The organism is Arthrobacter bambusae (assembly GCF_030812595.1).
In the GTDB taxonomy this organism is placed as follows: Bacteria; Actinomycetota; Actinomycetes; order Actinomycetales; family Micrococcaceae; genus Arthrobacter; species Arthrobacter bambusae_B.
This window is the reverse complement of sequence record NZ_JAUSSZ010000008.1, coordinates 138,200-164,871: the sequence shown is the minus strand read 5'-3', so window position 1 is coordinate 164,871 and position 26,672 is coordinate 138,200. Positions and strand designations below refer to the sequence as shown.

The following is a 26,672-nucleotide window of genomic DNA, read 5'->3' as shown; positions in this document are numbered from 1 at the left end:
GAATTGCGCCTGGGAGGGTTAACAAACAATGCGTAGTGGTACTCGTCTTTTCCGGTACCCGTACCACGGCCTACTCGAAGTGGCGCCCCGCGGTACTCGGTTTTTCTGCCTAAGTACCATCCAAGTACTGGTACGCATGGGACTGCCGGTGACTGAGCGGAACCGGGAGGCTCGGCGTGGGCTCAGGCTATAAGCAGTACCACTCCAATTGCCGCTGCGAACATGGCGGGCCCATGTGCCACCTCGGAGGGCTTGTTTCCGCGTTTCAGCCGCAACATCAGCACCGTCATCACCCCGCCCACCACGAAACCCAGCAGGCCCCCATAGAACAGCTGGGTCCAGCCCAAGTAGCCCAAGTACATTCCGAGTGGTGCTGAGAGCTTCACGTCGCCCATTCCGAGGCCGCCGGGAGAAATTAATCCAAGAATTAAGTAGCCGAGGAACAAAATGACGCCGCCGGCCGCCGCTCGAAAGAGTCCGGGCCACTCAGGAGTCAGTGCGGCGGACGTAGTTAACAGCACCAGGCCGGCAGCAAGCAGCAATAGCACCAGTGGGTTGGGAAGCAAATGGTGGGCCAGGTCCACACGCGACAGCTGTACTGCCAGCGCCCCTAACAGCAGGTAGGCAGGGAGCTGCGGGGAAAAACCGAACCGGAGCGTCAGCAGGACAAATAACGCGGCGGTGACTGACGCCGTCGTAATCCTCACAATGGGGGAGGGGAGCCCGCCAAGCCGCGGCAGCGAGCGAGCTGTAAGAAGCTCCGCAAGGGGGCTCGTGAGCAGCCCCAAGAGCCCGATGGCGGCCACGAGCAAGGGCTGGGCGGCAGTTGCGGTCATGGCATCTCCAAGCGGCTCGGAATGGGTCTCAGTTGTCCAACCCTATTTTGACCCTGACGCTGCTTGCCGCTATTGTTGATAGTCGTTGTGCGTGTCCTATCTCGATGACACATGCCCGCTTGGGGATCCAGTTGCAGGATCGTTAACTCGACGGGCATATCGGGACCTCGGGATGACTGGTACATAGAGTCCTCACCTCTGCTCCGGTAGCGCATACCTAGTAGGCACACGCTTCAAGCGTGCCGCCTAAAACATGAACGCCAGAACAAGAACGAGGCAAAACCGTGCGTACGTACACCCCGAAGCCCGGCGATATCAACCGCCAGTGGCACGTCATTGACGCCACCGATGTTGTCCTTGGTCGTCTTGCCAGCCAGACCGCAACACTGCTGCGCGGAAAGCACAAGCCGACCTATGCGTCCCACATGGACATGGGCGACTTCGTCATTATCATCAACGCTGAAAAGGTTGCCCTGACCGGCGCCAAGCTGGAGCAGAAGCGCGCATACCGCCACTCCGGCTACCCGGGCGGCTTGACCTCCGTGAACTACGCGGAGCTGCTGGAATCCAACCCGGTCCGCGCCGTGGAGAAGGCCATCAAGGGCATGCTCCCGAAGAACTCCCTCGCTGCACAGCAGCTGGGCAAGCTCAAGGTCTACCGTGGTGCAGAACACCCCCACGCAGCCCAGCAGCCCAAGACTTTCGAAATCACCCAGGTCGCCCAGTAGTCCTGGCCACCAACCAACTTTTAATCAAGGAGAATCGTGGCTCAGAACGAAGAACTGACCACCGAGGCCGTCGAGGCTGAGGAAAACCTGACCAGCTACACCTCGGAGAGCGGTCCTGCGGAAGCAGAAGCGCCCAAGAAGGACCGCCCGGCACTGACAGTCGCCGGCGCCGCAGTTGGCCGTCGTAAAGAAGCCGTTGCGCGTGTTCGCGTTGTGCCCGGCACCGGCAAGTGGATCATCAACGGCCGCGAGCTGGCCAACTACTTCCCGAACAAGCTGCACCAGCAGGACGTCAACGAGCCCTTCAAGATCCTTGATCTTGAAGGCGCGTACGACGTCTTCGCACGCATCCACGGTGGTGGAATTTCCGGTCAGGCCGGTGCGCTGCGCCTCGGCGTTGCCCGTTCGCTGAACGAGATCGACGCCGAGAACAACCGCGCCACCCTGAAGAAGGCCGGCTTCCTGCGCCGTGACGCCCGCGTCATCGAGCGTAAGAAGGCTGGTCTCAAGAAGGCCCGCAAGGCTCAGCAGTACTCCAAGCGCTAAAAATGCGCCTACTCGGCGCTCTTTATCGCTCGGATCCACAAGCGCTAAAAATGCTTGCACGATAGCCCGTTCCGCCGTTTGGCGGGGCGGGCTATCGTCGTATTTGGGCCTAGTCGATGAACTAATGGGCGAGGCTGTAGACAGTCGCTCCGTCGACTATTTCGGGCCGGAAGTTGTTTTCGACCCATTGAACAATGCGCGCGGATTCCCCGCGCCCCTCGACCGTCAAGGGCGGAAGGTTCTGGATCACAAACGATCCGACACTCCCTTGATGGACCATCGTCTGGAATTGTTCCAGCGTCGGGAAGGGATCCGTGCCGTCGAAACCACCCACTGCCAAAACCGGCTTCGAGCTTTCCAACTGGTAGTTGGCGGCAGTCTCCGAGCCGACGGCTGCTGCTGCCCACCGCACTGATGCAGGGCTCGCCTTGATCCGCCCCAGGACTCCTTGAGGAGGTAGGTCACCGAACATGACCGCGGTGAACGACGCCGGAGTCCCGGGCGGCAACTGAGCTCGATCAGGATTGTCCGATCGAATGCCCAAGGTGCTGGGCCCGGCGACAACTCCTGCTCCGACGTGGGGACTTAGCACAGTGTTCACCGACCAGATCGCCGGACCCAACAGAATCGAGGCTCCGATGAGTAGAACGGGCATTGCCTGACGTTGCTTTTTGACGGGTGGAAGCAACACGATGGCGACTGCCAGGCTCCCTGCGCTCAACAACACCGGGGGCAGCCAAGGGAATTCCGAGACGGACCGGGATACCGTTACATACGACAAGATCAGGCAGGTAGCCAACACGAGACCAGAGGGCAGCCGAACTGATCTGCGTGCCAAGCGGCGCACCAGATATGTTGCCGCAAACGCGGCTAGGCAACTGAGCGACGGTACGGTCGTGATCGCATAGTAGGGATGGACGATGCCTGTCATCATGGCGAGGACCGTGCCCGAACAAACAAACCACGCAGCGCAGAGCACTAAGAAGCAACGCTGCGCTGGCCTGGCGTTGCGTCGGAAGAGAAACAGGATAGCGATGCCGACTCCAGCAACCCCCAGGGGGAGAAACCATGCGAACTGCGCTGAGAACTGCGGTTCGAGAAAGCGCCCGATCCCGGGATCAAGCTTCTGGTAGAGATCCGCGCCAGGACCAGATAACTCGTGGCTGGCATCCGTACCGGTCAGCCGGTCCAGCCCGTTGTATCCCAGCGTCAATTCCCAAATGCTGTTGGATCGGGAACCGCCTATGAATGGTCTCCGGGCAGGATCGCCCAGCTGGGCGATCATGAACCACCAGCCCGATGCCGCGGCCGCGGCGAGCAGCGCTGCACCCAGGTGGAGCAACCTCGAAAGAACGGAGACCCGGGCGAAGACAAGGTATGCGAGTGCAATCGCCGGGAGGATGAGCGCAACTTGAAGCTGTTTCGTGAGGAACCCGGCCCCCACACAAGCACCGGCGGCGAGCAGCCAGCGCAGCTTCCCTTGGTCAATCGCCTCAAGGGTGGCGTAGGCTGCCCCGATCATGAGTAGGGTCAGCAGCGCATCCGGGTTGTTGTAACGGAACATGACGGTGGCCACCGGGGTAACCGCGAAGAAAAGCCCTGCAAGCAGGCCAGTTGCTGGGTCGGTCCGCTTCTGCACCATCCGATAGAGCAGATAGACGCTGAGTACACCCATCAGGGCTTGCGGGAGGAGGATGCTCCATGGGTTGAGTCCGAAAATCCGCACTGAAAGCGACATGATCCATAAGGACATCGGTGGCTTGTCAACGGTTATTGCATTGCCCGGGTCCGAGGAACCGTAGAAGAACGCCGTCCAATCTTCCGAGCCGGCCATGGCGGCGGCCGAGTAGTAGGAGTTTGCCCAGCCGTTTCGATCGAGTCCCCACACGTAGAGGAGCGACGTCAGAGCAAGAAGGGCCAATAGGGCTGGCCGCTGCCAGCTCGGATCCAGGGGATTCCCACGAAGCCACTTCCGAATGGCTGGGGAACGGCCTCCGATGACGGTGCCCGGGGCTGCTTGGCCGGGAAGTCGGCTGGTTTTGTTGCTCACATTGCCAGCTGCTTAATAGTGGCCACTGTGCGCCGTTCCTCTGACCTCCGCACCCGGAAGACCCAGATGCGGAGCAAGGCGAAGCGCACCAGAGTGGCGAAGATATTTGCACAAGTCAGGACAAACAGCTCAGCACTGGGCGATGCGTCCGGGTGGATGGCATGCAGTAGAAGAAGGGAAGAAGAAGTGATGCACCAGGCGACCAAGAAAACTACCAGGCCTTGAAACTGTTGCGTGAACTGCCGTTCGGGTCCATGGATTCTGAAGGTGAAGCGACGGTTGGCAGCCGTGTTCGCGATGGCCGTTATTAATAAGGCCAGAAAGTTTCCCTGCTGTGGCCCAAACGGCCCCTGGAATAGCAGATAGAGCAAAGCGAAAGCGAGTGTGGAGAACGCGCCGACGATTCCGAAACGCACCACTTGGCCGAAGAAACTGGGACGCGTTGGCGCGGCGATAGGTCCGCGACCCAGCTCCGCATATATGGCTTGCAGCGGGATATTACCCTTCATCATGGAACCAGCGACGCGTACAAGACCCCTGATATCGTCAACGGCCGTTTGGCGGATATCCACGCTGCTATCTGGATCGTCGATCCAGTCGACCGGAATCTCGTGGATACGCAGCCCTGCCCGCTCCGCCAAGATCAACAGCTCAGTATCAAAGAACCAGCAGTTGTCCTTCACATACGGCAGCAACCGATGCGCGACTTCCGCCCTGACTGCCTTGAAACCACATTGCGCATCGGAAAACTGCACCTGCATGGTCCGCTTGAGAAGCAGGTTATAGCTCCGGGAGATGAATTCCCGTTTGGCACCCCTGACTACCCTGGAAGTCCGGCCAAGCCGGGTGCCGATGCTGACATCCGAGTGTCCGGAAAGCAGGGGAGCGATGAGCGGCGGCAGCGCGGCCAAATCGGTTGAGAGGTCTACGTCCACGTAAGCCAGGACTTTGGCGTCTGACGATGTCCAGGCGTCGCGGAGCGCGAAGCCCCGCCCTTTAGTCTCAAGGCGCCGATAACTGACATTTGGAACTTCGTCAGCAAGCTTGCGCGAAATTGCTCCGGTCGCGTCCGTGCTCGCGTTGTCGGCAATTGTGATTTTCCAGCTATACAACAATTCCCGCGACAAATAGTCGGCAAGCCGGTTAATGCTTCTTTCGAGTATGGCGGACTCGTTGAAAACGGGGACGATTATTTCGAGCGCCAAGCCCCCAGAGCTAGGTGTCATGCGGTAATCGTAGATACTCGTTAAGGGCCATTACTAGAGTGGAGCAAAAAGCGCAAGTCAAGTGGTTCCACTCTTGCGATGGCGCGACTGTTGGAGTATGCGGGGCCCGGTGGCGCTGGTGCCCTTGGACCCCTGGAGCCGTCGTCTAGACTGGGACGCGATGGCTAGATTATTTGGAACAGATGGCGTGCGTGGTCTCGCCAATGGATTGCTCACCGCGGAGCTTGCTCTTCAGTTGGCCCAAGCTGCCGCGGTGGTCCTTGGCCACGAGCGTGCGGCCGACGGAGCGCGGCCCCGTGCCGTGGTCGCCCGGGATCCGCGTGCCAGCGGGGAGTTTATCGCCGCAGCTGTGGAAGCCGGGCTTTCGAGCTCCGGCATCGACGTGTACGACGCCGGTGTGCTGCCCACTCCTGCAGCGGCCTACCTCATTGCCGACCTCAATGCTGATTTCGGGGTCATGATCTCGGCCTCTCACAACCCGGCACCGGACAACGGCATCAAGTTCTTTGCCCGCGGCGGCCAGAAGCTCCCGGACGAGGTAGAGGACGCGATCGAGGCCCAGCTCGGCAAGGAGCCTTCACGCCCCGTGGCCGGAGACGTCGGTCGCATCCAGCGCTTCTCTGACGCTGAGGACCGCTACATCGTCCACCTGCTCGGCACCCTGCCGCACCGCCTCGAAGGCCTCAAGGTCGTGCTGGACTGCGCCCACGGCGCGGCCAGTGGCTGTTCCCCGCAGGTCTTCGCCAGCGCTGGCGCCGAAGTCGTGGTGATCGGCGCGGAACCCGACGGCCTGAACATCAATGATGGCGTCGGATCCACCCACCTTGGCCAACTCAAGGAGGCGGTCGTCAAGCACGGCGCTGACTTCGGCATTGCCCACGACGGCGACGCCGACCGCTGCCTTGCCGTGGACCATGAGGGGAACGAGGTTGACGGTGACCAGATCATGGCGATCCTGGCCCTCGCGTTGAAGAAATCCGGAAAGCTGAAGGACGACGTCCTGGTCGCCACCGTGATGAGCAACCTCGGACTCAAGATCGCATTGCGTGACGCTGGAATCACCCTCCGTGAGACGGCTGTGGGGGACCGGTACGTTCTGGAGGCAATGCGCGAGGGCGGCTTCAGCCTTGGTGGAGAACAGTCGGGCCATGTGATTTTCTCCGACTACGCCACCACCGGCGACGGCGTCCTGACAGGCCTGCAGCTCGCCGCCCAGGTGGCCGGCACCGGCCGAACCCTCCAAGACCTCGCCCGTGCCATGACCAAGCTGCCCCAGCTGATGATCAACGTCAAGGGCGTGGACAAATCGCGCGCGGCCACGGACGAAGGCGTCGCTGCCGCGGTGGCTGCAGCAGAACTCGAACTTGGCGACACTGGCCGGGTGCTCCTGCGTCCCTCGGGCACCGAAGCGCTCGTGCGGGTGATGGTGGAGGCGGCGGACATGGAAACCGCCACCCGCATATGCACGGAACTCGCCGGCGTCGTCGAAGAGCGTCTCGCCATTCCTCGCGAGCTGGCGCTCTAGTCCGAACGCCTCCGAACGCCGCAAAAGACCCTATAAGTGTGGCCCGTCTCTGCAAGGAGGCGGGCCGCAGTTGTCCAAGCGTCTGCTGATAGTAGTCAGCGGCTAGGGATAGCCCGGTGCGGCTTCCAGGCCAAAGTACTCCTCGAGCGTCCCGATGCCTCGCTTGGCCATGTCCGTGGCGGCCTCGACCCCGATATATCGCAAATGCCACGGCTCATAGTAGTAGCCGGTAATTTCATTGAGCATCCACGGGTATCTCACAACAAAGCCGTACTTGTACGCGTTGGCCTTGGCCCAAACGGCGGCCGGCTGATCAGCGAAGCAGGGCTCGAAGCTGCACGCCCCGCCGCCGTCGCCGATATCGAAAGCCCAGCCGGTCTGGTGTTCCGAGAAGCCGGGACGGGCGGAGGCTGTGTCCGCCGATGCCTGGCCGCGCGTGTCCACGTAGCCGTTGTACGTGGCGGTTTGGGTCTGAAAGGAACGGTAACCGGAGGCCAAAGTCATCGTGACGCCAGCCGAGGCGGCTGCCGCAAAGAGCTTTTCGGCCGCCCCGGCGGTGGTGCTGTTGAGCATGGACGCCTCTCCGCTGACCGCGAGTTGCACGCGAGGCTGTACCAAGTCGGGAGGCACAAACTCCAAGGGGGTCAGTGGCCGGTGCTTGTTGACGATAACCCACCGGCTCGTGGGATCACTCAGGGAAAACTGTTGGGACAGAACGCCTGACGGCGGGGCTTTCGACGGCGGCGCGCTCGACGGCGGAGGGTCGCTTGCTGCGGACGGCACCGCCGTCGTGGTCGCCATTGTCGGCGTCGGCGTCGGGAGACCCGAGGCGGACGGTGCGGCCGTGGGCGAGGCGAGCCGGTTATCGGGGGTGCAGGCCGCCAAGGCCGTCATTCCCGCGCCTGCCGCGAGTAGCGTCGCGAACGACCTTCGGCTGGGGGCGCGGTTGTAGCACATCCCTGCTAGACCTTTCGGAGGAGCATTCGGCGGATGGAATGGTCGGCATCCTTGGTGAGGACAAGTTGGGCCCTCCCGCGGGTGGGAAGCACGTTTTCCTCAAGGTTGGGCTCGTTGATGCGCTTCCAAATGCCCCGCGCAGTGGCTTCCGCCTCGGCATCCGAGAGCGTCGCGTAACGGTGGAAGTAGGATTCGGGCTGGGCGAAGGCCGTGTTTCGAAGCTTACGGAAACGGTCCACGTACCAGTCTTCGATGTATGAAGTCTTGGCGTCAACGTAGATGGAGAAATCAAAGAAGTCGCTCAGGGCCAGGCCTTGCCTGCCGTCCTGCCGGGGACGTGCAGGTGCCAGCACGTTGAGGCCCTCGACGATGAGGACGTCAGGCCGCCGGACCACCACTTCCTTGTCCGGGACGATGTCGTAGGTGACGTGCGAATACCAAGGCGCGCGGACCTCTTCGGCGCCGCCCTTGATCGCACTCACGAATCGAAGTAAGGCCCGGCGGTCGTAGGACTCCGGAAAGCCCTTGCGTTCAAGCAAATGCCGGCGCTTCAGCTCGGCGAGGGGATACAAGAACCCGTCGGTGGTGATGAGTTCGACGTTCGGGGTGCCGGGCCATCGCCGGAGCATTTCGCGCAGCACGCGGGCAATAGTGGATTTGCCGACCGCCACCGAGCCTGCTACGCCGATCACGAAGGGCGTGCGCTGGGTCTGCTCGCCAAGGAAGGTGGTTGTGGTTGCGTGGAGCTGCTGTGATGCCTGGACGTAGAGATGCAACAAGCGGGACAGCGGAAGGTAGACCTCGCGGATTTCCTTCATGTCCAAGGGATCGCCAAGGCCGCGAAGCCGGATGATGTCCTCTTCGTTGAGGGGCTGCTCCATCTGTGCACCCAGCCGGGACCACGTCTGCCTGTCCAGTTCCACGAACGGAGAGGAGCTGTCGCCGTTCGCTTCATTGCGTTGCAAAGTCACTATAGAGATTCTGCACCCCTGCCGGCTGATCCGGAAATACTGCATGAACAGCGGGAAAAATTAATGTGAGCATGCTCTCCGGGGAAGGTGTGCGAACCGGCATATTCCGCGGCCTGGCACGCTACTGGGGCCGGATATCCTACGTCCGTTTCGCGGGGCACCCGCTACTCTTGTAGGCATGTGTGGAATCGTAGGCTACGTTGGCAATTCATCCCGCCGGGCAGATGCCGGGCACTCGGCTCTTGGGGTCGTGCTTGAAGGACTCCGGCGGCTTGAATACCGGGGCTATGATTCGGCCGGAGTTGCGGTGGTCGCTGATGGCACCATCACAGCCCGGAAGAAGTCCGGAAAGCTGAGCAACCTGCTCAATGAGCTCGAGGAAAACCCGCTTCCGGACTCCTTGACAGGCATCGGCCACACGCGCTGGGCTACCCACGGCGGGCCGACTGACCAGAACGCACATCCGCATCTGGCGGACGGCGGACGCTTGGCCATGATCCACAACGGGATCATCGAAAACTTCGCGGAACTCAAGCTTGAGCTCCTCGCCAAGGGTGTCACTTTCGAGTCCGAGACCGACACCGAGGTTGCGGCAGCACTCGTGGGCGACATTTTCCGCAACCAGCTCAACGGGGACTCCTCCAACGGCAAGCTCACCAAAGCGATGCAGCTTGCCTGCCAGCGGCTTGAGGGCGCATTCACGCTCCTCGCCGTGCATGCCGAACGGCCCGACGTCGTCGTGGCCGCCCGTCGGAACTCCCCCCTGGTTGTAGGGCTGGGGGAAGGCGAAAACTTCCTTGGCTCCGACGTGTCCGGATTCATCGATCACACGCGCCGCGCCGTCGAACTTGGCCAGGACCAGATCGTCACCATCACAGCCGACACGGTGGAGATCACGGACTTCTTCGGCGCCCCGGCCCATGGCAAGGAATACCACGTTGACTGGGACCCGGCTTCGGCGGAAAAGGGGGGCTTCAGCTCCTTCATGGAGAAGGAAATCCACGACCAGCCCGACGCAGTCACCCAGACCCTCCTCGGCCGCTCGGACATCAACGGCCAGCTGACCTTGAGCGAGCTCCGGATCGACCCCGAGCTGCTGAAACAGGTCAACAAGATCATCGTCCTGGCTTGTGGCACGGCCGCTTACGCCGGGATGGTCGCCAAGTACGCCATCGAGAACTGGTGCCGTATTCCCACCGAGGTGGAGCTCGCGCACGAATTCCGCTACCGCGACCCGATCGTTGACGCCAACACCCTGGTAGTGTCCATCAGCCAGTCCGGCGAGACCATGGACACCCTGATGGCCGTCCGCTACGCCCGCGAACAGGGCGCCAAGACGATCTCCATCTGCAACACCAATGGCTCCACCATCCCGCGCGAATCCGACGCCGTTCTCTACACCCACGCCGGTCCGGAGATCGCGGTCGCCTCCACTAAGGCTTTCCTGGCCCAGATCACGGCCGCGTACCTGCTGGGCCTCTACCTCGCCCAGCTGCGCGGAAACATCTTCTCCGGCCAGATCAAGGACGTCCTCGCGGACCTTGGCAAGATCCCGGCCCACATCCAGGAAATCCTCGACAACGCGGGTCCCCTGCGCGAACTCGCCCGCAGCATGAAGGACGAGAAGTCCGTGCTGTTCCTGGGCCGCCACGTAGGCTTCCCCGTGGCGCTTGAGGGCGCGTTGAAGCTCAAGGAGATCGCCTACATCCACGCCGAGGGTTTCGCGGCCGGTGAACTCAAGCACGGTCCGATTGCCCTGATCGACGAAGGGCAGCCCGTCTTCGTGGTGGTTCCGTCACCGCGCGGCCGCGATTCCCTCCACGCGAAGGTTGTCAGCAACATCCAGGAAATCCGCGCCCGCGGTGCGCGCACCTTGGTGATCGCCGAGGAGGGGGACGAAGCGGTGCGGGCTTACGCCGAGCACGTTTTTTACGTCCCGCAGACGCCTACTCTTCTGATGCCGCTCCTCACTACCGTTCCGTTGCAGATTTTTGCGGCGGAGTTGGCAAAGGCCAAGGGGTACGACGTGGACCAGCCGCGTAACCTCGCCAAGAGCGTGACCGTAGAATAGCCGCATGATTGTTGGCATAGGCGTAGACGTCGTAGACATTGAGCGCTTCGGGCGCCAACTTGAGCGGACCCCGGGCCTCCGGGACCGTCTGTTTGTTCCCGCGGAACGCGAGCTCAACACACGGTCCTTGGCCGCGCGCTTCGCAGCGAAGGAAGCTGTGGCAAAGGTCTTGGGAGCTCCGGCGGGCATGAACTGGCAGGACTGCTGGATCGGCCTGGACCAGAACGGCCCCACCATCAAGGTGAAGGGCACCGTGCTGGCAGTTGCCGAGTCCATGGGCGTGAAGCGCTGGCACCTGTCGATGAGCCACGATGGCGGGATCGCAACCGCCATGGTCGTCGCGGAAGCATAGCAGCGCACAACCATGATCAGCGCCTTCACCGGTACACAGATCAGGGCGGCGGAACAACCGCTTCTTGATGCCGGCGAAGGCGCTGTTCTCATGCAGCGGGCAGCATACGGACTCGCGAACGCCGTCGTCCGTGAACTCCGCTCGGAAGGCCGCCGCCTTTACGGCTCGAGCGTCACAGTGCTGGCAGGCAAAGGCAACAACGGCGGTGACGGTCTCTACGCCGCGGCAATGCTCGCGAAGCGCGGCATGCGCACGACGGCGGTGCTCACCGCCGGTTCCGCCCATCCTGGGGCTCTCGCGGCCTTCGGCGCCGCGGGCGGACGCGTCCACGTCTTGGACCAGGACAACGCCGAGGAACTGGCCGTGCTGGCCGCCGGCGACGAAGTGGTCATTGATGCCATCCTGGGCACGGGCGCCCGGGGCGGCCTCAGCGGTCCGGCTGCGGAATTGATCGCTGCATTGGAGGAACTAAAGCCCCCGTTGGTGGTGGCCTGCGATACTCCCAGCGGCGTGGACGCCGACACAGGCGAGGTCCACTGGCCCGTATTGACGGCTCGCCTGACCGTTGCATTCGGGGGACTCAAAGCCGGACTGATGGCCGATCCGGGTGAGGGTTGTGCCGGCCGCGCGATCCTCGTGCCCATCGGCATCGAGGAACATCTTCCGGCACCGGCCCTGCGCCGTTTCTCCGCCCTTGACCTGGCTTCCGTCCTGCCGGACCCGGGACGCCGCGCCCAGAAGTACACGAGGGGAGTCCTGGGCATCGTCGCCGGTTCCGAGCGCTACACCGGGGCTGCGGCTCTCTGTGTCGGGTCCGCTTCCGCGGCTGGAGCAGGCATGGTGCGGTACCTCGGCCCGGAGGTCGTGGCGCGGCAGATCCTGGCACGCACCCCCGAAGCTATTTGGGAACCAGCCGAGCCAGGCCGGGTCCAGGCATGGTTGCTCGGTCCCGGCTTGGACGGAACTGAACAACTACAACGCGCCAGGGATACATTGGCCGCTGCGGCCGACGCAGGCCAGCCCGCCGTCGTCGACGCCGGAGCCTTGGAGCTCCTGCCGGAACGCTGCCCGCCGAACTGGATTCTCACCCCACACGCAGGGGAGCTTGCGGCTCTTCTCGGCCGAAGCGAAGTGCGCGTCACGCGTGAGGACGTAGAATCGCGGACCGTGCACTTCGCCCGGCTCGCGGCCGGGCACACCGGCGCGGTCGTCCTGCTCAAGGGCGCCACAACGGTGGTCGCTTCCCCTTCCGGGGCGGTCTTCAGCCAGTCAGATGGATCCCCGTGGATGTCAACGGCAGGCAGCGGGGACGTCCTTGGCGGGATCGTCGGGGCGCTAGCTGCAACGTACGCCGAATCCGGGCTGGACGACGACGGACCTTTCGCTGCGCTGGGACTCGCCCCTGATGAGCGCTGGGCGGCGGTAGCCGCCGTCGGCGCAAGCATCCACGGGAGGGCGGGCCGCGCAGCCTCGGCGGGTGGGCCATTGGCCGCTTCCGATATCGCCCGCGCTGTCCCCGATGTCTTCCGATTTCTCAAGGAACATCGCGCCGGATGACCAAGGAAGTTCCGTGAATGTCACCTAGTCTCGCTAGGCTGGCAGAAAGTTATCCGACGCATGAAGGAGAACACATGGACGTTTGGCCTGGATCCGCATACCCGTTGGGGGCCACTTTCGATGGCACCGGGACCAACTTCGCGCTGTTCAGCGAGAAGGCGGAAAAGGTGGAGTTGTGTCTCTTCGACGACGACGGGGAAGAAGTTTCGTACACCGTCAACGAAGTGGACGGCTACGTGTGGCATTGCTACCTGCCACACGTTCAGCCTGGCCAGAAGTACGGCTACCGGGTCCACGGCCCTTATGATCCTGCCAACGGGCAGCGCTTCAATCCCAACAAGTTGCTCCTGGATCCGTATGCGAAGGCCATCCATGGGCAGATCGATTGGGATCCGGCGCTGTTCTCCTACAACCTGGGGGATCCGGACTCCCGCAACGACAAGGATTCCGCGCCGCACATGATGTTGGGTGTGGTCGTCAACCCGTTCTTCGATTGGGACGGGGACCACCTGCCGCGTATCCCTTACCACCGCTCGGTGATTTACGAGGCGCATGTGAAGGGCCTGACCCAGCTCCACCCCGAAGTTCCGGAGGAGCAGCGGGGCACCTATGCCGGGGTTGCGCACCCGGCTGTCATCTCCCACTTGCAGAAGCTAGGCGTGACGGCGATCGAGCTTATGCCGGTGCACCAGTTCACGAACGACGGGATCCTGCAGGACAAGGGGCTGAACAATTACTGGGGCTACAACACGATCGGGTTCTTTGCCCCGCACAACAGCTACAGCTCCAAGGGGGACACCGGCCAGCAGGTCCAGGATTTCAAGGCCATGGTGCGTTCGCTGCACCGGGCCGGTATCGAGGTCATTCTTGATGTCGTGTACAACCACACGGCCGAGGGCAACCACCTGGGTCCCACGCTGTCCTTCAAGGGGATCGACAACTCGGCGTATTACCGTCTGGTGGATGGCGACGAGAAGCACTACATGGATTACACGGGTACCGGGAACTCGTTGAACGTGCGCAGCCCGCATTCGCTGCAGTTGCTCATGGATTCCCTGCGTTATTGGGTGACCGAGATGCACGTGGACGGGTTCCGCTTCGACCTGGCGTCCACGCTGGCCCGTGAGTTCTATGACGTGGATAAACTGTCGACCTTTTTCGAGCTTATCCAGCAGGATCCGGTGGTCTCGCAGGTCAAGCTGATCGCGGAGCCGTGGGATGTTGGTCCGGGTGGTTACCAGGTGGGCAATTTCCCGCCGCAGTGGACGGAGTGGAACGGCAAGTACCGGGACACGGTCCGTGATTTCTGGCGCGGGGAGCCGTCGACCCTGGGTGAGTTCGCGTCGCGGTTGACGGGGTCGGCGGACCTGTATGAGCATTCGGGGCGTCGTCCGGTGGCGTCGATCAACTTTGTCACGGCCCATGACGGCTTCACCTTGGCGGACCTGGTGTCCTATAACGAGAAGCACAATGAGGCCAACGGCGAGGGCAACAACGACGGCGAGTCCCACAACCGTTCGTGGAACTGCGGTGTCGAGGGGCCTACGGAGGATCCGAAGGTCCTGGCGTTGCGGGCGCGGCAGCAGCGGAATTTCATCGCCTCGATGCTTCTTTCCCAGGGTGTTCCGATGCTGTTGCACGGGGATGAGCTTGGCCGGACGCAGCGGGGTAACAACAACGGCTATTGCCAGGATTCCGAGCTGACGTGGATCAATTGGGACAGTGTGGACCAGCCGCTGGTGGAGTTCACGGCGGCGGTCAGTGCTTTGCGCGCGAAGCATCCCACGTTCCGGCGCAGCCGCTTCTTCGACGGCCGCCCCGTCCTCAGGGGCGAAGGCGAGAGACTTCCGGACATCGTCTGGCTTGACGTCGACGGAACCACCATGACGCCGTCGGACTGGGACAGCGGCTTCGGCCGCTCCGTGGGGGTGTTCCTCAACGGTGACGGGATCCGCGGCCGGGACAACCAGGGCCGGCGCATCACGGACGTCAACTTCCTGCTCTACTTCAATGCCCACGATGACGAAGTCGGTTTCAAGGTGCCCTCGGACGAATACGCGCCGGCCTGGGACATCATTATCGACACCGCCGGCGGCGGAGCCGACACGGAACCCGTGCAGGCCGAAACAGTCCTGGGTGTGGGGGCCAAATCGCTCGTGGTGTTGAGGGCACACAGCATTCCGGACACGGACCCGGACCATTCGGTGGCCGCGTCCCTGGCCGCGCTGTCGCAGACAACCACAGCCGAAACGGCTTCCTTGACCGCGCCAGCCACGCCGGTACCCACCACGCATCCGCACAAAGTTGTACCGGAAGACGCACCAGAACCGAAAAAGCACCATGCCTCGGATGCAAAGGCTGCCCCCAAAACCAAGTCCGGCGGCGCGCCGAAGAAGCCCAGGAAGCCGCGCGCCCCGAAGAACGGAGAATCATGAGGACGCCCCTCTCGACGTACCGGCTTCAGATCCGCCCCTCGTTCACGCTCCAGGATGCCGCGGCCCTTACGGACTACCTGCGTGACCTTGGGGTCGATTGGGTCTACCTGTCGCCGATCCTGACGGCGGAGGAAGGCTCGGATCACGGCTACGACGTCACGGACCCTTCCACCGTTGATGCTTCGCGCGGCGGCGCCGAAGGGCTCGCAGCGCTCTCCAAAGCGGCGCGGGCAGCCGGCCTCGGCGTCCTGGTGGATATTGTCCCGAATCACATGGGAGTTGCATCGCCTCCGCAAAATGCCTGGTGGTGGTCGCTCCTCAAAGAGGGCAAAGCCTCCCGCTATGCCGAGGCGTTCGACGTCGACTGGGACTTTGGCGGTGGAAAGCTCCGGCTCCCGGTCCTCGGCAGCGACGACGACGTTGACAAGCTGGAAGTGGTCGATGGCGAATTGCGCTATTTCGACCACCGCTTTCCGCTGGCCGAAGGCAGCTACGCCGAAGGTGACGACGCGAAGGACGTCCACGCGCGGCAGCATTATGAGCTGGTCGGCTGGCGCCGGGCTGACGACGAACTGAATTACCGCCGGTTCTTCGCCGTCAACACGCTCGCCGGGATCCGTGTCGAAGTCCCTTGGGTCTTCGAGGAAGCGCACTCGGAAATCGCTCGATGGTTCCGTGACGGACTGGTAGACGGACTGAGGATCGATCACCCGGACGGGCTCGCGGACCCCGCCGGCTACCTGGAGCGCCTGAAGGAAACCACGGCTGGCTCCTATCTTCTCGTCGAGAAGATCCTGGAACCGGGCGAGGAGCTTCCGGAGAACTTCGACTGCGAGGGGACCACCGGCTACGATGCCCTCGCCGACGTCGACCGCCTTTTCGTGGATCCCGACGCCGAGGGGCAGCTTGACGCCTTGGACGCCAGGCTCCGGGGCGCCGGGTCGCCCGCCGATTACCAGGCCATGATCCATGACACCAAAAGGCGCATTACGGACGGCATCCTGCATTCGGAAATCCTGCGGCTCGCGCGGCTCGTCCCGGACTCTCCGGAGTTGCCGCGCCAAGAGGTGGCGGACGCCCTGGCTGAAATCATCGCCTCGTTCCACGTCTACCGGAGCTATCTCCCCGATGGCAAGGACAACTTGGTCGAGGCCGTTGAACGGGCTGCGCGGAACAGGCCCGAGTTGGACCAGGTCCTCAAAGCGCTGCTTCCACTGCTGCTCGACGCCGGCCGCGAACTGGGCCGACGCTTTCAGCAGACCTCCGGCATGGTCATGGCCAAGGGGGTCGAAGACACCGCGTTCTTCCGCTACACGCGCCTTGGCACGCTGACCGAGGTGGGAGCCGATCCCACGGAATTCGCGTTGTCCACGGGTGGATTCCACGAGCGCATGGCTCGTCGCCAGGCACAGCTGCCGCTGTCCATGACCACGCTGACCACACACGACACCAAGCGCAGCGAAGACACCCGGGCCAGGATCTCCGCCATCTCCGAAGCTGTCCCCGAATGGGAAGCATTCGTGGATCGCATGCAGGCGCTGGCTCCGATTCCCGACGGGCCACTTGCAGCGCTCGTGTGGCAAGCCATTGCGGGTGCGTGGCCGGCCAGCCGGGAGCGGCTCCAAGGGTACGTCGTCAAGGCGGCACGCGAAGCCGGCAACTCCACCAGCTGGACCGAGCCGAACGAAAGGTTCGAAGCGAAGCTTGCCTCCGCCGTCGACGCTGTCTTCGACGTGCCGGAGGTGGCCGCCGCGCTCGAAGAGTTCGTTGCGCTCGTGGACCCGTACGGGACGTCCAACTCACTGTCGGCAAAGATTGTTCAGCTGACCATGCCGGGCGTACCGGACGTCTACCAGGGCACTGAGTTTTGGGACCGTTCACTCACCGATCCCGACAACCGGCGCGCGGTCGACTTCGAACGGCGGAGGGCGGCTCTCGCAGCCCTCGACGCCGGTGTCCAGGCTGAAGCGCGGGACGAGTCGGCGAAGCTTCTGCTGACGTCCCGTGCGCTGCGCCTGCGCAGGGACCGGCCGGAGCTTTTCGGCGGCTACAGTCCCGTTGACGCCGAGGGTTCCGCTGCCGAACATCTGATCGCTTTCGACCGGGGAGCCGCTGCCGACGGGGCCATCACTTTGGCCACCAGGCTCCCGCGGAAGCTTGAGCGAAATGGCGGGTGGCAGGACACCGTCATTCGTCTTGGGCGCGCGGTCCAGGATGAGCTCACAGGCAACAGCTACCCTCCGGGAGAGATTCACGTCGCAAGGCTTCTCGGGAGATATCCGGTGGCCTTGCTCGTACCCATTAGCTAGCCAGAGCACCGACAACGACGGGCAAACGAAGCCCGGACGAGACTATTGAGGGGGAGCGATGGCTGAGAAGACCAACGCGGGGAAACGATTCGACGTATGGGCACCGGGAGCAGAGTCCGTAACTCTGCTCTCGGCAGGTCAGCACCACGAAATGCGATCGCAGGATGGGGGCGCCACAGGCTGGTGGACTGCCGACGTACCACGGCAGGCGGGCACCGACTACGGCTATCTGGTGAACGGGGAAGGGCCCTTCCCCGATCCGAGGTCGCAGCGCCAGCCGGATGGGGTCCATGGTCTTTCCCGTACCTTCGACGCCTCGGCTTATGCCTGGAACGACTCGGACTGGGCCGGACGCGGGCTCGGCGGCGCTGTCATCTATGAGCTCCACCTCGGGACTTTCACGCCGGAGGGAACTTTGGACGCGGCCGTGGAAAAGCTGGACTACCTCGTAGACCTGGGAGTCGACTTCGTTGAGCTTCTGCCAGTCAACGCCTTCAACGGCCCCCACAACTGGGGTTACGACGGCGTGCTGTGGTTCGCGGTCCACGAGGGCTACGGGGGACCGGAGGCCTATCAGCGATTTGTGGATGCCGCACACGCTGCCGGACTCGGAGTGATCCAGGATGTGGTCTACAACCATCTGGGTCCGAGCGGAAACTACCTTCCGAAATTCGGACCCTACCTCAAGTCCGGAGAAGGCAACACCTGGGGCGACTCAGTGAATCTGGATGGACCCGGTTCCGACGAAGTCCGTCAGTACATCCTGGACAACGCCGCCATGTGGTTGAGCGACTTCCACGTGGACGGACTGCGCCTCGATGCGGTGCACGCCCTCCGCGATGAGCGGGCCGTCCATATCCTGGAAGACCTGGCCAGCCTTGCGGATGGCATCGAAGCTGAGACAGGCATCCCCAAGACCTTGATTGCCGAATCGGACTTGAATAATCCGCGGCTGATCTATCGCCGGGACACCAACGGCTACGGCCTGGAGGGGCAGTGGAGCGACGACTTCCACCACGCCGTCCACGTGAACCTCACCGGCGAGACAGCTGGCTACTACGCGGATTTCGATTCCTTGGGCGCACTGGCAAAAGTGCTTGAACACGGTTTCTTCCACGACGGGAGCTATTCAAGCTTTCGCGGCAGGCATCATGGACGTCCCATCCGGCCCGGGCTGGCCCATCCTGCCGCCTTGGTGGTCTGCAACCAAAACCACGATCAAATCGGCAACCGTGCCGCGGGCGACCGCCTCAGTTCGAGCCTGTCATACGGCAGGCTTGCCCTCGCCGCCTTACTGACCATGACGTCGCCGTTCACCCCGATGCTTTTCATGGGCGAAGAATTCGGCGCGTCCACGCCGTGGCAGTTTTTCACATCGCATCCCGAGGAATGGCTCGCCGAGGCCACAGCGGAGGGCCGGCTCAAGGAATTCGAACGGATGGGCTGGGATCCGGCGTTGGTGCCCAACCCCCAGGACCCGGAGACGTTTGAACGCTCCAAGCTCAAATGGGAGGAAGCGCACGACGGCGATCACGCCCGATTGCTGGAGCTGTACCGGGCGCTGGCGAAGCTCAGGCGCTCGACACCGGAGCTCGCGGGCGGCGGATTCACCGATACTCACGTCGACTTCAGCGAAGAGGACAAATGGCTGGTTCTTAGCAGGGGAGCCGTGAGGGTTGCGTGCAACTTTGGGGACCAGACGCTGACGAAGGCCATGGACGGCGAAGTCTTGCTTGCCACGGACTCCTCGGCCGCCGTCGGGGACGGAATGTTGACGCTCCCGGGCGAGAGCGCCGCCGTCGTACGCCTTAGGTGAGGGCAGTGACCACATGACGGACATCACACTTCGTGCCGCACAGGCGGTGGCAGGATGGTAAGTATGACTTATTCGGCTGCGGAAAACCGCTATGAAACCATGCCCTACCGCCGTGTCGGACGCAGCGGCCTCAAACTTCCAGCGATCTCGCTCGGTCTGTGGCACAACTTCGGCGACGACAAGCGTTTCGAGGAACAGCGCGCCATCCTGCGCCGGGCCTTCGATCTGGGGATCAACCACTTCGACCTCGCCAACAACTACGGTCCGCCGGATGGTTCGGCTGAAACGAACTTCGGCCGCCACCTGAAGGACGACTTCAAGCCGTACCGCGATGAACTCGTCATTTCAACGAAGGCTGGATACTTCATGTGGCCCGGCCCTTACGGAGAATGGGGCTCCCGCAAGTACCTTCTCTCCAGCCTGGACCAGTCGCTTCAGCGCATGGGACTGGACTACGTGGACATCTTCTACAGCCACCGCCCCGATCCGGAAACCCCGCTCGAAGAAACCATGGGTGCCCTGGACCACGCAGTCCGTTCCGGCAAGGCGCTTTATGCCGGAATCTCGTCCTATACTCCAGAACAGACCCTCGAGGCCGCACGGATTCTCAAGGAGATGGGAACGCCGCTGCTCATCCACCAACCCAGCTACTCCATGCTCAACCGCTGGACCGAGAACGGCTCGCCCAACCTCTACGAAACGCTTGACCAGGTTGGCGCGGGATCCATTGCCTTCTCCCCGCTGGCCCAAGGGATGCTCACCAACCGGTACCTGAACGGCGTCCCGGCAGACTCGCGCGCCGCCAAGGAACGGTTCTTGTCCCAATCGGCGCTGACCGAGGAGAACCTGAACCGGGTCCGGGGTTTGAACGCCATTGCCGAAGGACGCGGCCAGACCCTGGCGCAGATGGCTATCGCCTGGATCCTGCGCGAGCAGCCCAAGGGTTCGCCGGTGACCTCGGCGTTGGTGGGCGCGTCGAGCGTCGCGCAGCTGGAAGACACCGTGTCTGCCATCAACAACCTCAGCTTCACGTCAGAAGAACTGAACGCGATTGACGAGTTCGCCGTCGAGTCCGACATCAATCTGTGGGCGCAGAAGTAGATTCTGAAACTTAATACACTTGCGGGGCCGGCTGGGAACAAAGCCGGCCCCGTTCAAGTTGGTTACAATGCAAAGAGCGCCGAATGGCGCTGTGCCTTTAAGACGCCCCCGCACATTCAGGTGCGGACGCGCTAGGCACCTGAGGTTAGTTCTCAAAGGAGTTCCGTGTCTTCACATCCGATTCGTGTCGCCATTGTCGGCGTAGGTAACTGTGCCGCTTCGCTGGTCCAAGGTGTCCATTACTATCGCGACGCCGACCCCCAGGCCACGATTCCCGGTCTGATGCACGTTGAGTTCGGCCAGTACCACGTGGGCGACGTCCAGTTTGTTGCTGCTTTCGATGTCGATAGCAAGAAGGTCGGGCTGGACCTCGCGGACGCCATCGGTGCGAGCGAAAACAACACCATCAAGATCGCCGACGTCCCGTCCACTGGCGTGACCGTGCAGCGCGGCCACACCCTGGACGGCCTGGGCAAGTACTACCGGGAGACCATCGTCGAGGCACCGGAAGAGGCAGTGGACATCGTTGCCGCACTGCGCGAAGCCAAGGCCGACGTCATGGTCTGCTACCTGCCGGTTGGATCCGAAGAAGCCGCGCACTTCTACGCGCAGTGCGCCATCGACGCCGGTGTGGCCTTCGTCAACGCCCTGCCGGTCTTCATCGCAGGCACCAAGGAATGGGCCGACAAGTTCACCGCAGCTGGTGTGCCGATCGTCGGTGACGACATCAAGAGCCAGATCGGTGCCACCATCACCCACCGTGTCATGGCCAAGCTCTTCGAAGACCGCGGCGTCACCCTGGACCGCACGTACCAGCTGAACGTCGGCGGCAACATGGACTTCAAGAACATGCTCGAGCGCGACCGCCTCGAATCCAAGAAGATCTCCAAGACCCAGGCCGTGACCTCCAACGTCGAAGCCAAACTGCACGCCGACGACGTCCACATCGGCCCGTCCGACTACGTTGCCTGGCTCGATGACCGCAAGTGGGCTTTCGTCCGCCTCGAAGGCCGCAACTTCGGCGACGCCCCGGTTTCCCTTGAGTACAAGCTCGAGGTCTGGGACTCCCCGAACTCGGCCGGCGTGATCATCGACGCCATCCGCGCTGCCAAGATCGGCCTGGACCGTGGCATTGGTGGCCCGCTGCTCTCCGCTTCCAGCTACTTCATGAAGTCCCCGCCGGAGCAGTTCAACGACGACATCGCCCGCGAGAAGGTCGAGGCCTTCATCCGCGGCGACGTGGAGCGCTAAGCCTCCCTCCGGACGCCCGGTCACCTATGACGGGTTTTCGACGGACGCCCGGTCACCTTTGGTGCGTTGTTGACGGACGCCCGGTCACTTCAGGTGGGCGGGCGTCCGTCGTTTACGGGGTCCTTGGCAGAGGGGTACGGGTGAGCCCTGCCCCGCCGCCCGGTCACCTTTGGTGCGTTTCGCCCGGATGCCCGGTCACTAGACAGCGGGCGCGAAGCCGGACGCGACGGCGGGATCCACCCACGCCGATCGCAGCGCCTTTTTGATCTTCTTTGTCGCCGCATCGAAGCCGTCGGCCAAGTCCTCCTTGCGGAACACAAGCACGGTCCAACCCGCCGCTTCGAAGGCCCTATTCCGCCGCCGGTCGCTGAGGGACTGGGCCTCGGTGAGGTGATGACCGCCGTCGTACTGTATGGCAATCCGCCTTTGGCGGAAGCCCAGGTCCGCCGACGGCGAGAACGGATCGTCCCGTCGCAACGTCAGTTGCAGTTCCGGCTCCGGGATTCCTGCGTCGAGCATAGCCAAGCGAAGTAGGGTCTCAGGCGCGGAATCCGAGCCCACACGCATCAGCTCGAGCGCCTCGCGGGCACGCACTATGCCTTGCAAATTTGGATGCCGTTCCACCATCGCGCGGAGCCCTGAAAGGGTTGCGAACGGGGCATCCCGACCTTCCAGCGCCAACCGGGGCACCCGAATGAGCTCGTCGCCCATGCAGACGAGGTCATTCAGGGGAAGCAGCTTCGCCATGTCGAGCCAGGTGCGGGATCGGGTGCTGATACGGATTCCATCAACGGATTCGACTTCATCCTCGGCCACGATCACCTTGTGTCCGATGATGCCTTTGCGGCGCACCGCCGGCAATGATCGGGGCTTGCTGAGATGCAATTCTGTTGATTCCGAAAGCCACGGCGGAAGGCAGGAACATCGGAGTCGCGCGGCTGTCACGTGGGAAATCCAGGCGCCTGGTGTCGCGGCGGACAATGCCCGCGCCGCCGCCTCGAGTTCGAAGTCCCAGCCGGCCGGACGATAGAGACCACGGGACACGCCTTCGACGTCGGCGCGCCGGAGATGGCCGTGGTGAACGCCTCGGGCTTTTGCCTCGGTGAGCGTGAATGGTGCTGAAAGCAGTTCAGCGGGAAGGTCAATTTGGTTTCGCATACCGCATTGTTGCGCAAACAGGCGGGTGCGTGCAGAAGTTATCCACAGGCACCGAATTCGCTCGGTGGACGCCTCGTCAGCGTGAGAAACATGTGAGTGGGCGTTGCGCCCGGGGACGTCATATGTGAGTGGGCGTTGCGCCCGGGGACGTCATATGTGACCGAGCGTTCCGGGAATAGGGGCACATACGTGAGCGAGCGTCAGAAGAGGCCCACCGGGTTGCCGTGCTCATCGACGTCCATCCGCATCGCGGCGGGTTCCTTGGGCAAACCGGGCATGGTCATGACGGCACCTGTCAGTGCGACAATGAAGCCCGCGCCGGTCTTGGGAATCAGCTCGCGTACGTGCACCGTGAACCCTTTGGGGGCGCCCAACTGAGAGGCGTCGTCGGTGAATGAATACTGCGTCTTGGCCATGCAAACAGGCATTTCGTTCCAGCCGTTTTTCCGGATGTCCGCGAGGCGCCTGAGCGCGGGCACGGAAAACTCCACCCCGTCGGCGCCGTAGATTTCCTGCACGATCGTGCGGATCTTGTCCTCCACAGGCAGGCTCAGGGGATACAAATGATGGAAGTCCGACGGCGCTGCTGCCGCAACCGCCGCGGCGACCTTCGCGGCGAGCTCATCGCCGCCGTCGTCCCCTCCACCTCTACCCCAGACATCCGCCACCGCCGCCTGCACTCCCTCTTGGGCGCACCAAGCCAGCAGCCATTCGAGCTCTTCGGTGGTGTCCGTCGCAAATTTGTTGACCGCGACAACCGGTGTGACGCCAAACTTCTCGATATTGTGCACGTGCCGTTTCAAGTTCTCGACGCCGGCGGCGAGCGCCTCGACGTTCGGCTCCTTGAGAAGCTCCTTCGGGACACCGCCCTGCATCTTCAGGGCCCTGATGGTCGCGACAACGACGACGGCGGAGGGCGCCACGTCTGCGATGCGCGACTTGATGTCCATGTACTTTTCGGCCCCGAGATCGGCGCCGAATCCCGCTTCCGTGACCACAATGTCGGCGAGCTGTTGGGCCGTTCGTGTGGCGATCAGCGAGTTGCAGCCGTGCGCGATATTGGCGAACGGTCCGCCGTGCACCAGGGCCGGGGTTCCGGCGATGGTCTGGACGAGATTCGGTTTGATGGCGTCCTTCAGCAGCATCGTCAGTGCACCCTGGACACCGAGATCGGCCACGGTGACCGGCCGCCGGTCATAGCTGTATCCGAAAGTGATCCGGCCAAGGCGCTCGCGGAGATCATCCACGTCCGTCGCGAGGCAGAAGACGGCCATGATTTCAGAGGCCACGGTGATGTCGAACCCGTCCTGTCGCGGCACTCCTTGCGCCGGCCCGCCCAGACCGATGATGACCTCGCGCAGGGAACGGTCGTTCATATCGAGGACCCGTTTGAACGTCATGCGGCGGGGATCGATATTGAGCTCGTTGCCTTGGAAAATGTGGTTGTCGACGAGGGCCATGAGTGCGTTATTGGCCGAGGTGATCGCGTGGAAATCGCCCGTGAAGTGCAGGTTGATCTGGTCCATGGGAAGAACTTGCGAGTAGCCGCCGCCGGTCGCTCCTCCCTTCATCCCGAGGATCGGTCCAAGGGAGGGTTCGCGCAGCGCGATCATCACGCGATGACCGGCCCGCGCCAGGGAATCGGCGAGGCCTACCGTGGTTGTCGATTTCCCCTCACCCGCCGGGGTCGGGGACATAGCCGAGACGAGGACTATCTTGCCCGTGCTCTTGCCAGCCGGGAGTCGAAGTTTGGCGGGGTCGATCTTCGCCTTGAACCGGCCGTACAGTTCCAACGCATCGACGTTGATCCCGGCACGTTCCGCGATCTCCTCGATGGGACGCATCGCCGCGTTCTGGGCAATTTCAAGGTCGCTCAAGATTTTGTTTTCAGACATCCTCGTCCTCAACTCCGTGCGGAACACTGTTCGCGACAATCTATCAGTCATGTCCGCAGGTGACCGGGGGTTTGGGGGTTTGCCGTCAGAGGTGACCGGGGGTCGTGGGGAGGGGCCCAGTGGTGACCGGGCGTCGTGGGGAGGGGCCCAGTGGTGACCGGGGGTCGTGGGGAGGGGCCCAGTGGTGACCGGGGGTCGTGGGGAGGGGCCCAGTGGTGACCGGGCGTCGTGGGGAGGGGCCCAGTGGTGACCGGGCGTCGTGGGGAGGGGCCCAGTGGTGACCGGGCGTCGTCGGGAGGGGGTCTATAGGTGACCGCGCGTCGTCGGGAGGGCGCCCAGAGGTGACCGGGCGTCGTCGGGAGGGGGTCTATAGGTGACCGGGGGTTTGGGGGTTTGCCGTCGTAGGTGACCGGGGGTTGTCGGGAGGGGCCCGTAGGTGACCGGGGGTTTGGGGGTTTGCCGTCGTAGGTGACCGGGCGTTGTCGGGAGGGGGTCTATAGGTGACCGGGGGTCTAGCTTGGACGGACGAGGACCGCGCGGGTGGCTGCCTGGTAGCTTTCAAGCGCGATCGCTGCCGTTCTTTGCCAGCCGAAAGCCTCCGCATGGACTGCTGCGGCACGGCCCATGTCTTCGCGGGTCCGGGGATCGTCGTACAGGGCTTCGATGACGTCGGCCCAGCGGGAGGGATTGTGGCCGTCAACCAAAATACCCGTACGACCGTCGGCTACTGCGCGGGACAAGCCACCGACCTTGGTAGCCACCACCGGGGTGCCGCAGGCCTGCGCTTCCAAGGCAACAAGCCCGAACGATTCGCTGAAGGAGGGCATCACCACGACGTCGGCCGAACGGAACCAGCCAGCCAGCTTGGGCGCCTTGACCGGCGCACGGTGGGTTACGACGTCGTCGAGCCCCGCGGCTGTGATGAAAGACTGCAGATTGAAGTCCTTGGCGCCGCTCAAGGCGCCCAGGATGGTCAGTTCGAGGTCGATGTCGGGCCGCCTTTTGCGGAGGATGCCGGCAGCCTCGACGAAGACCTGCGGACCCTTGAGCCGCTGGATGCGTCCGGCAAAGAGCAAATGGAAACTGCCCGGCCGCACTCCATGCTCGGCGCGGGCCCGGGCCCGGAACGCGGGAGTGAACACAGTGAGGTCGACGCCGGGGGGAGCGACGTCGATGCGATCGAAATCGGCGTTGTAATGCGACACGAGCTCCTGGGCTTCAGCGGGAGTGTTGGCTACGAGGCGCGTGGCTCCGTCCACGATCCTCTGTTCGCCGTCTTCACGCAGTCGTGGTTCCGGCCGCTCGCCGGATTCGAGCACCAAGTTCTTGACCTTCGCCATGGTGTGCATCGTGTGGATCAGCGGCACGTTCCACAATGCTGAGAGCTCAAGGCCGGCTACACCGGACACCCAGTAGTGCGAATGGATGGCGTCGTACCGCCCGTGCGGTTGCCGCTGCCGGATCCTCTCGATTTCGGCAACCATGGTGTGAAGGAGATCGGGAAGTTCCTCCTTGGGCAGTTTCCGGGGCGGCCCCGCCAGGACGTTATGGACGCAGACTCCGGGACCGGGGTGTTCGACGGCGGGCTGGTCGGCGGAGGTTGAACGCGTGAAGATCTCCACCTCTACGCCAAGATCCGCCAACGCCATGGCCAACGCCCGGACGTACACATTCATGCCGCCCGCATCGCCCGAACCCGGCTGCTCCATCGGAGAAGTGTGGAGTGAGAGGAAGGCCACGCGACGGATCAACGACACCGCTACCTCCTGTATCCACCGCAATAGACAAGCCTGGCAGAGGAGGAAAATCCTCTGCTTCCCAGCGAAAACACTACTCCTGACCTCGCGGCCATTGCATTCGGCCCGACAACCCCCGCGGGCGCGGGGGA

General features: G+C 63.1%; 19 protein-coding genes. 11 read left to right on the top strand and 8 right to left on the bottom strand.

The annotated features are described in order from the left end of the window. Positions 1-182: 182 nt before the first annotated feature. The gene (locus J2S96_RS12550) at positions 183-836 is read right to left on the bottom strand and encodes a prepilin peptidase (RefSeq protein ID WP_306863778.1); all 654 of its coding nucleotides are present in this window, start codon (positions 834-836) and stop codon (positions 183-185) included. A gap of 284 nt (positions 837-1,120) precedes the next feature. On the opposite strand from J2S96_RS12550, the gene rplM reads away from it, so the two are divergent. Both rplM and rpsI read left to right on the top strand, forming a co-directional pair. Beyond that, a complete protein-coding gene (gene rplM, locus J2S96_RS12545) occupies positions 1,121-1,564 on the top strand; it encodes a 50S ribosomal protein L13 (RefSeq protein WP_306863775.1) in 444 nt (147 codons plus the stop codon). Between the two features lie 36 nt (positions 1,565-1,600). After that, the gene (rpsI, locus tag J2S96_RS12540) at positions 1,601-2,110 is read left to right on the top strand and encodes a 30S ribosomal protein S9 (RefSeq protein WP_306863772.1); all 510 of its coding nucleotides are present in this window, start codon (positions 1,601-1,603) and stop codon (positions 2,108-2,110) included. 121 nt (positions 2,111-2,231) lie between these two features. Here rpsI and J2S96_RS12535 read toward each other — a convergent pair whose 3' ends face one another. Together J2S96_RS12535 and J2S96_RS12530 are read right to left on the bottom strand one after the other, a co-directional pair. Beyond that, positions 2,232-4,160: a glycosyltransferase family 39 protein gene (locus J2S96_RS12535; protein WP_306863770.1), complete on the bottom strand. Its 1,929-nt coding sequence runs from the start codon at positions 4,158-4,160 to the stop codon at positions 2,232-2,234. Next, positions 4,157-5,365, bottom strand: coding sequence for a glycosyltransferase (locus tag J2S96_RS12530; protein WP_306863768.1), 1,209 nt, complete (start codon positions 5,363-5,365; stop codon positions 4,157-4,159). The genes J2S96_RS12535 and J2S96_RS12530 overlap by 4 nt, the downstream gene beginning before the upstream one ends. A gap of 181 nt (positions 5,366-5,546) precedes the next feature. On the opposite strand from J2S96_RS12530, the gene glmM reads away from it, so the two are divergent. After that, the gene (gene glmM / locus J2S96_RS12525) at positions 5,547-6,911 is read left to right on the top strand and encodes a phosphoglucosamine mutase (protein ID WP_306863765.1); all 1,365 of its coding nucleotides are present in this window, start codon (positions 5,547-5,549) and stop codon (positions 6,909-6,911) included. Positions 6,912-7,013: 102 nt separating this feature from the next. On the opposite strand, the gene J2S96_RS12520 is transcribed toward glmM, so the two are convergent. Next, a complete protein-coding gene (locus J2S96_RS12520) occupies positions 7,014-7,868 on the bottom strand; it encodes a M15 family metallopeptidase (protein WP_306863762.1) in 855 nt (284 codons plus the stop codon). A 5-nt stretch (positions 7,869-7,873) separates the two neighbouring features. Then, positions 7,874-8,884 carry a type I pantothenate kinase gene (gene coaA / locus J2S96_RS12515; RefSeq protein ID WP_306863759.1) on the bottom strand — a complete coding sequence of 337 codons (1,011 nt, stop codon included), beginning with the start codon at positions 8,882-8,884 and terminating at the stop codon, positions 7,874-7,876. A 133-nt stretch (positions 8,885-9,017) separates the two neighbouring features. Between coaA and glmS the strand changes: the two genes are divergently transcribed. The 8 genes from glmS (at position 9,018) to J2S96_RS12475 (ending at position 21,731) form a co-directional block, all read left to right on the top strand. Continuing rightward, positions 9,018-10,910: a glutamine--fructose-6-phosphate transaminase (isomerizing) gene (gene glmS, locus J2S96_RS12510; protein WP_306863757.1), complete on the top strand. Its 1,893-nt coding sequence runs from the start codon at positions 9,018-9,020 to the stop codon at positions 10,908-10,910. Between the two features lie 4 nt (positions 10,911-10,914). Continuing rightward, a complete protein-coding gene (locus tag J2S96_RS12505; RefSeq protein ID WP_306863755.1) occupies positions 10,915-11,262 on the top strand; it encodes a holo-ACP synthase in 348 nt (115 codons plus the stop codon). A gap of 12 nt (positions 11,263-11,274) precedes the next feature. Next, the gene (locus J2S96_RS12500) at positions 11,275-12,819 is read left to right on the top strand and encodes an NAD(P)H-hydrate epimerase (RefSeq protein WP_306863753.1); all 1,545 of its coding nucleotides are present in this window, start codon (positions 11,275-11,277) and stop codon (positions 12,817-12,819) included. A gap of 74 nt (positions 12,820-12,893) precedes the next feature. After that, the gene (glgX, locus tag J2S96_RS12495; protein ID WP_306863751.1) at positions 12,894-15,254 is read left to right on the top strand and encodes a glycogen debranching protein GlgX; all 2,361 of its coding nucleotides are present in this window, start codon (positions 12,894-12,896) and stop codon (positions 15,252-15,254) included. Next, the gene (treY, locus tag J2S96_RS12490; RefSeq protein ID WP_306863749.1) at positions 15,251-17,563 is read left to right on the top strand and encodes a malto-oligosyltrehalose synthase; all 2,313 of its coding nucleotides are present in this window, start codon (positions 15,251-15,253) and stop codon (positions 17,561-17,563) included. The genes glgX and treY overlap by 4 nt, the downstream gene beginning before the upstream one ends. A gap of 58 nt (positions 17,564-17,621) precedes the next feature. Beyond that, positions 17,622-19,379, top strand: a complete 1,758-nt coding sequence (treZ, locus tag J2S96_RS12485; RefSeq protein WP_306863746.1) for a malto-oligosyltrehalose trehalohydrolase — start codon at positions 17,622-17,624, stop codon at positions 19,377-19,379. Between the two features lie 63 nt (positions 19,380-19,442). After that, on the top strand, positions 19,443-20,480 hold the full coding sequence (gene mgrA / locus J2S96_RS12480; protein ID WP_306863744.1) for an L-glyceraldehyde 3-phosphate reductase: 1,038 nt from the start codon (positions 19,443-19,445) through the stop codon (positions 20,478-20,480). A gap of 165 nt (positions 20,481-20,645) precedes the next feature. Continuing rightward, positions 20,646-21,731 (top strand): inositol-3-phosphate synthase, encoded by a 1,086-nt coding sequence (locus J2S96_RS12475; RefSeq protein WP_306863742.1) that lies wholly within the window; start codon positions 20,646-20,648, stop codon positions 21,729-21,731. Between the two features lie 198 nt (positions 21,732-21,929). On the opposite strand, the gene J2S96_RS12470 is transcribed toward J2S96_RS12475, so the two are convergent. The 3 genes from J2S96_RS12470 to mshA all read right to left on the bottom strand — a co-directional run bounded on the left by J2S96_RS12470 (position 21,930) and on the right by mshA (position 26,541). Beyond that, positions 21,930-22,889, bottom strand: coding sequence for an endonuclease domain-containing protein (locus tag J2S96_RS12470; protein ID WP_306863740.1), 960 nt, complete (start codon positions 22,887-22,889; stop codon positions 21,930-21,932). 200 nt (positions 22,890-23,089) lie between these two features. Next, positions 23,090-24,784 carry a formate--tetrahydrofolate ligase gene (locus J2S96_RS12465; protein WP_306863738.1) on the bottom strand — a complete coding sequence of 565 codons (1,695 nt, stop codon included), beginning with the start codon at positions 24,782-24,784 and terminating at the stop codon, positions 23,090-23,092. 512 nt (positions 24,785-25,296) lie between these two features. Next, on the bottom strand, positions 25,297-26,541 hold the full coding sequence (gene mshA, locus J2S96_RS12460) for a D-inositol-3-phosphate glycosyltransferase (RefSeq protein ID WP_306863736.1): 1,245 nt from the start codon (positions 26,539-26,541) through the stop codon (positions 25,297-25,299). Positions 26,542-26,672: the final 131 nt, after the last annotated feature.